Source organism: Streptomyces sp. NPDC045701 (genome assembly GCF_056432045.1).
The window spans coordinates 1-5,984 of record NZ_JBWKJV010000116.1 but is presented as its reverse complement, the minus strand read 5'-3'; the positions used below and the strand labels follow the sequence as shown (position 1 = coordinate 5,984).

The 5,984-nt window shown below is 64.9% G+C and carries 7 protein-coding genes and 2 pseudogenes; 5 read left to right on the top strand and 4 right to left on the bottom strand.

What is annotated here, in order from left to right; all coding sequences use genetic code 11:
- Positions 1 to 286, top strand: a pseudogene (locus tag AC07DW_RS33170) (hypothetical protein); the annotation flags it as partial.
- Positions 287 to 614: 328 nt separating this feature from the next.
- Here AC07DW_RS33170 and AC07DW_RS33165 read toward each other — a convergent pair.
- Both AC07DW_RS33165 and AC07DW_RS33160 read right to left on the bottom strand, forming a co-directional pair.
- Positions 615 to 809, bottom strand: coding sequence for a transposase (locus AC07DW_RS33165; RefSeq protein ID WP_478861340.1), 195 nt, complete (start codon positions 807 to 809; stop codon positions 615 to 617).
- A gap of 243 nt (positions 810 to 1,052) precedes the next feature.
- The gene (locus tag AC07DW_RS33160) at positions 1,053 to 1,499 is read right to left on the bottom strand and encodes a hypothetical protein (protein ID WP_478861339.1); all 447 of its coding nucleotides are present in this window, start codon (positions 1,497 to 1,499) and stop codon (positions 1,053 to 1,055) included.
- A gap of 438 nt (positions 1,500 to 1,937) precedes the next feature.
- On the opposite strand from AC07DW_RS33160, the pseudogene AC07DW_RS33155 reads away from it, so the two are divergent.
- The 3 genes and pseudogenes from AC07DW_RS33155 to AC07DW_RS33145 form a co-directional block, all read left to right on the top strand.
- Positions 1,938 to 2,234 (top strand): annotated as a pseudogene (locus tag AC07DW_RS33155) (IS256 family transposase); the annotation flags it as partial.
- Positions 2,231 to 2,410, top strand: coding sequence for a hypothetical protein (locus tag AC07DW_RS33150; RefSeq protein WP_478861338.1), 180 nt, complete (start codon positions 2,231 to 2,233; stop codon positions 2,408 to 2,410). The pseudogene AC07DW_RS33155 and the gene AC07DW_RS33150, both read left to right, overlap by 4 nt.
- Positions 2,411 to 2,472: 62 nt before the next feature.
- Positions 2,473 to 2,751 carry a transposase family protein gene (locus AC07DW_RS33145; protein ID WP_478861341.1) on the top strand — a complete coding sequence of 93 codons (279 nt, stop codon included), beginning with the start codon at positions 2,473 to 2,475 and terminating at the stop codon, positions 2,749 to 2,751.
- On the opposite strand, the gene AC07DW_RS33140 is transcribed toward AC07DW_RS33145, so the two are convergent.
- Together AC07DW_RS33140 and AC07DW_RS33135 are read right to left on the bottom strand one after the other, a co-directional pair.
- The gene (locus AC07DW_RS33140) at positions 2,676 to 3,698 is read right to left on the bottom strand and encodes a PI-PLC domain-containing protein (protein ID WP_478861337.1); all 1,023 of its coding nucleotides are present in this window, start codon (positions 3,696 to 3,698) and stop codon (positions 2,676 to 2,678) included. The genes AC07DW_RS33145 and AC07DW_RS33140 overlap by 76 nt on opposite strands.
- Positions 3,699 to 3,965: 267 nt before the next feature.
- The gene (locus tag AC07DW_RS33135; RefSeq protein WP_478861336.1) at positions 3,966 to 4,244 is read right to left on the bottom strand and encodes a transposase; all 279 of its coding nucleotides are present in this window, start codon (positions 4,242 to 4,244) and stop codon (positions 3,966 to 3,968) included.
- A gap of 445 nt (positions 4,245 to 4,689) precedes the next feature.
- On the opposite strand from AC07DW_RS33135, the gene AC07DW_RS33130 reads away from it, so the two are divergent.
- A partial coding sequence (locus tag AC07DW_RS33130; protein ID WP_478861335.1) for a hypothetical protein occupies positions 4,690 to 5,984 on the top strand: 1,295 nt, incomplete at its 3' end.

Here is a 5,984-nt window from a genome sequence, read left to right as displayed (position 1 = left end):
CTACAGAATCCAGCGCGGCCGGCCCAGCCCCGACGGCCAACTCTTCGGACAAGTCACTTCCTGGACCCGCCAGAAGCGAGCCTACGCCACCACCCCATGCGGCTTGACAAACACAGAGGCACCGAAGGGCACTGATCTGTCCCGGTGGTCGGCCGAGGACCTCGAAGCCGTCGCCCTCGCGATCAATAACCGGCCCCGCAAGATCCTCGGTTGGAAGACCCCCGCCGAGGTCTTCGCCGAGCAGCTACGCTCACTACAACAGCCCGGTGTTGCAACGACCGGTTGAACTCGCCCAGTACAAGAGCCGGGCATTCACCGGAGCCTGCAGGCCAGCAGGGGTGATCCAAAGCATGGGAGCGATCGGGTCCAGCGCGGACAACGCACTCGCCCGGTCCTTCAACGCGACGTTCACACGCGAGACGCTCCAGGGCAGAAAAACCTGGTCCAGCGAGCGCGAGGCCCGCCTCGACGCCTTCCGATGGCTCCACCGCTACCCCACACCCGACGCCGTCACTCCCGCCTCGGACACCGCAGCCCCCCGCCTACGAAACAGCACTCCGAACAACATCAACTACGCTGGCCCAAGCCGCATAAACCGTGTCCAGGATTCGGGGTCAAGGCCCGTTGTGCACGGTCGGCCAGGCGCCGGACCGGTCCGGTATCTCCCGCCACTGCGCTCCCGAGCGGAACTTCCAAATCACGCTCCCGAACTGCTGCCGCAGCCGCTCGGGGCACGGGCCGTACTCGCCGATCGGCACGTACGGCTCGACCAATCCCCACTCATCGTCCGTCAGTTGCGCACGCGTCATGCGTACCGGACTGCCAAATCCACCCTCGCAGCGAGGGCAGACCCAACAAACCGATCACACACGGGGCACCTTTCGCTAACTCCAAGTCAGACCCGCTCGCCCGGCTGAATACCCGACGTCCGCCGCCCCGCGGACGGGACTTGAACGACGGCGGCAATGGGGCGGCCAGCTCCAACAAACCTTCAGGAACAACACCCCGACCAGCATCATGCCGCACAGACGTCACCCCACGTCAGACACCCTCTAACCTACCGGCGCGTAGACATAGAATGTGCGCTTGTCATCGCTATAGCCCACCATATTTGCTGTGTCTGAGCGGTACGCGTAAGAATGGCGATAAATGCTGGATTCTGGCACGAAGCTATACCTGCCACCCTTTCCGTCACTATAGTCGAGGGCAATGGCCTCTGAGGAGGGTCCAAGGTTTTCCCTGAAAGCCTTAAAATACCCCTTGCCATGCGCAGGAATTGTCAGAGCCGAGCGAACGTCGTAGACGTAGTCCCCTCCGGCTACCTCGCGCACATTCGTGAGCGTCATCTCCTCATTGGTCAGATTTTCAATGGTAAACCCCTTGCATTCCCAAGGACAATCGGTCGATCCAAAGTCGTTAGTAACTGCCTGCGATGAGAAGACGGGGGCTGATACAGCGTGCGCCGTGGACGTGAGGGCACCTAGCAGGATGGCCACCACGCCTGCAGTCGACACGATTCGTATTCGTTTAAGATTTATCACCATACTGCTCCCTATGCCTCGAATTAGATACAGGCGTTTGTGGACAGGTGGAAGATCTCCGCGACTGTCGGCTCAAAGGCGAGTTGCCCTAGCCACGTGAAGGGGGTGTGCCGCACGACAGACAGCCACGCCCCGTCACCCCTCTTCCGTTTTTGTGCAGGATTTTTCATTTCCCCTTCCAGTCTCCTACATTCCGGGCGGAAAGCAACCACCGATCAGCCGGTATCGCTCACGAAAATAACGCCTGATCGCAGGACTGCCCCTGTCACCCATGTAGTGGACACCGCTGAATCATGAAGCCCATTCTCCTGACGCTTGACATGTCCGGCGTGTTCGGGAAGACCCGCCGGCCGCAGTGGAAGCTGTTTCGACTGTGAGGATGGGTTCAGTGGGGGGATCATCGACGACCGGAACGAGTTGCTGGACTCTACGACTTTCCGGCCGAACGCTGGATCCACCTGTGAACCGCCAACCCCCATCGAGTCGACCTTCGCCACCGTCCGGCTGCGGACGGAGATCACCAGGGGAGCCGGCAGCAGGGCGGGCGCTCTGGCCATGGTGTTCAAACGGGTCGAGTCCGCACAGCACCGGTGGCGTGCCGTGAACGCGCCCCGCCTCGTTGGCCTGGTCCGAGCCGGTGGCCGCTTCGAGCGCGGGATACTCGTCGAACGTCCCACCCCGGAGGCAGCGTGATCATCCTCAAGCCCGAAGCCATCCGCACCGGTCAGCTGGACCTACTTCTCCTGCCAGTCGAGCACGCCGAGGAGGTGGCCGGGGTGCTGTCCGACCCCGGCCTGCATACCTTCATCGACGGCACGCCGGACGGTCCGGTCCGGGGAGACGCCGGGGGCCCCGCCCCGGGCAGCTGACTCCATCACCGCCGCCCGGACCCATGACATCGTGGTCACAATCTGTGAACGACTGAAGATCCCTGCCCTCACGGACAAGGCCTGCCAGGGCGCCGGCGGAACAGTCGCGACCCCGGTCAAGCGACCCACGCCGCGGACTCACCGTGAAGGAAAAGTCCGTCAACCGGGCACACGCCCGGCTCCGCTCACCTGTGGAACGGGCCTTCGCGCGGCTCACAGCCTGGCGGATCTTCCGCAAGCCCGTGTCAGCCCCAACCGACTCAGTCTATCGCCGGAGCCGGGCGTTGAGTTCCGCCACGATCGACCGTGGTGTGTGGCCGCTCCCGTCGGACTTGCTGTGAAAGTCGACAGAGATGTAGTTAGGGTCGCGTCCGCCTGCCGCCGGACGGCAGTGCTGCGCGATGCGGTTACGCAACTTGACGCCATTATCCGCCCGGGCGGTGAAGGCGGTCGGGACGTTTCGGTGATGACTCATCATAAAGAGTCGGCGGAAGGCGGGCTCCTGCTGGTTCAGTGGCAGGTTCGGCCACCTGCTCACGCAAGCCAAATTGCTACCGGTGTCTCCGATACTCCAGTGGTTCATTACCGTCCATGCCTGGTCGAACATGACACCCAAGTGTTCGCGGTCGCCTTTACTGGAAAATAGCAGCAACCTCTTGTCGGCCGTCACCATGTCCTTGATGAGTGGCCAACCGTGTTCCCTCACATGCCACTCATCGGGCCGGAACACCAGCTCCTGCAAGCCGTTCACTTTGTTCAGCGACCGCTCGAGCCTGTCGGCGCTGACATAGTCTTCCAAAAAGACAGTCACAACCTCTTGCGGATGAGTACGGAGGAAGTCCACAATAGCTTGCATTGTCTGGTGGAAGGACTGGCGTGGCAGCGCGTAGGTCGCACCAGCGAATGTCTTGCAGCCGCCGTGGCACAGATACGTGCCGCTGGGATAGCAGTCGCTACCAAAGCTGATGATGCAGAGCCAACTGCTGTACTCGTACCAGTGCAGGTCGAGGCTGAGTCCACGAACTCCCGCCTCCAGTTGTTCACGTACCGACTCTGCCTGATTGGCGGACGACCAGCGTGCTTCCTGGTAATTCGTGAACGAGTTGTGAGTGGTCAGCATGCTGACCTCGTCGAGCCGCCGGTCACCCCAGCGGTCGAGGAGCGACGTACCTGCCGGTGCGGCCTGCGGATCGGCAGAGGCATCGACCGCCATTCCGGCCGGTGCGGACAAGACAACCAACAATAAGGCCAGGCACACACCTACTGTTTGGATCGTTTGACGGATCACCAGAACCCTCCCCCTTTTCAGCATCCTGATGGAAACGCACTGCGCACTCGGGAGACTTGCCCTCTGCCCGAGACACGATAGGGGCCCTCTCTGCCGCCCGGAACCCTCCCTTCGGAGGGATGAAGGGGGGCGCCGAGTCTGGGGCTGCAGGGATCGGTGTCTTCCATCGCAGCAGAGCTCCTGTGACCAGCCGGGGGCCTGGATTGGGCGCGGCGAAGGCGCCTGTGGCAGATGCAGCCTGCGGACAGGGGTGATCTTTCGACTGCTTCAGCCAGGGACCGCGGTGGGTGAGCCGTGGGTGCATCCGGTCCCAGGCCCTCGCCCCGGCGGGGCCGTAGCGGGTGGTGTCCGTGGACGTGGTCGCCTCGGGGTTGTGTCAGGTCGGGCCAGAACACCACCATGCCGGCGCGGGCGGCCACCCCTGGCCCGGAGTGGGCCGGGCGGGTCGCGGAGCATCACCCGGTCCGGGCGCAGACGGCCGAGCAGCACGACGGGCAGGTCCGTCAGTGCATGCGACAGGCAGGCGGCGTCATAGCCGGAGTCCATGACGACCAGGATCCCGGGATCTCCGGTCTTCCACTGCCCGGCGCCGACCAGCCGCTCGACGAGTCACGAAGCTGGCCGGCCGTGACCGCGGCCGCGTCGTGGGCGGTGTCTGGCCTAATGCGCGGGGTCCAGCCTGCCGGCCGTGACGGGGCAATCGTTGCGCCAGTTCCCTTGCCGAGCCGGGGCTGGTGAGGCCTAGCGAGGCGGTTCTGCGGGCGCCCGGGAAGCCGGGGCGGGCGGTAGAGTGCGCTGCGCGCGCGGTCGTGCGGGGGCTTGCTGGTGGGGCAGCCGTTGTCCAGAGCCGGCCGATCGGCCTGGCGGGTCTTCCCCCTGTGGCCAGCGTTGTGGGGACAGTGCTGGGCACGATAGTGGGACTGCGCTGGCCGGTGTGCGGCGGCTTGACTGGTCTGGAAGCCTCCACGGCCACCGACAGCGGAGCAGGGGTATGGAAATGCGGCGCAAAAACAGGATGAACCTCGCCCTCGCGACGCTGCTGGGCACAACGTTGCTCGGCACCGGTGCAGCGGTGCCGGCCTATGCGCAGGAGGGGGAGAAGAACGGGGCGGTCGGCTCCGTATCGGCCGCTGGTGCCGGTGTGCCGGACGGGCTGGCGGTTCCCGAGCTGCGGCGGGAGGAGGTGGCCGGCGACTTCCTCGGTAAGGGGTATGAGCAGCGCGTCACTCTCACCGGCGGTTACCTCCACGTCTATGACCCTGCGCGGGGTGGTGCGCTTCTGGCGAAGTCAGCGGTTTCCGGCTCAGCGTGGGCTCTTGATGCGTTTGGCGGGTGGAGCAAGCTGTCCGGTGCCTACGGTCTGCAGCAGATGAAGCTCGCAGCCCATGGGCGTTACCTTTACGTCGCGGGCAGGGAAGGCCTCAGCAGTGTCGTATCCAGGTATTCGCTGAACCCGGACGGGTCGGTGAAGGCGGAAGGCCGGCAGATACTGGCCACGGATGCGTCCGATGCCACTCCGACCCGGAATCCCTACGTCTATGCCATCTCGGCTCTGAGTGCCGGCACCGCCGACGGGCAGGAGGTGGTCTCGGCAGCGCTGACGTCGAGTGAAGCGGGGGTTAACACGTCGTCGAAGGTGATCAGTCTCATCTCCGCCGGGACCGGCCTTGAGAGGGTCGGCCAGGCGCCGGGACCGCGCTCACAGCCGCCGTGGGGAGGGAACCATGTGGTTTCGTCGCTGGCCTCTGGGGACCGGGGTGACGGGACTACGGGCCTGGCGGTGGGCCTGCTGGGCGAGAGCGAGTCGCTCTATATGCTGGACGCGTCCCTGGGGACGGTGCACTGGAAGGCGTATACCGGCAAAAACGATGATTCGCGGGACGATTATATCGCCCCGACGGCGCTGGCGTTCGGCCAGTGGCAGGGGCGGCGGGCGCTGGCGGTGGGGTGGAACACCGGGCACACCACCGTGGTGGGGATGAATGCCGGTGCCAACGGCCGCGAGGAGCACCTCGCGCAGGACCGGGCGTGGGCGGATGAGCCGGCCAAGCCGGCGCTGCAGCTGGTGACGCGGATCGGGTTTGTGAAGGATGCCTCCGGCAACGACCAGATCATCGCGGGCCGGGAGAAGGGTGTGCAGGAGCATTCCAATGAGGTGCTGGTCGCCGCGCCGAACAAGGGCCTGGCGCCCGCGCCGCTGGCCAGGGGCGAGCTGGGCGCTAACGATGAGGGTATGCGTGCCTGGTTCCCCGGCTACCACGTCCAGCGCACCGCGGTGACCAACGA

Coding starts and splice junctions, on each gene's coding strand:
- AC07DW_RS33165 (WP_478861340.1), bottom strand. CDS start 809: ATGACGCGTGCGCAACTGACGGACGATGAGTGGGGATTGGTCGAGCCG.
- AC07DW_RS33135 (WP_478861336.1), bottom strand. CDS start 4,244: ATGGACTCCGGCTATGACGCCGCCTGCCTGTCGCATGCACTGACGGAC.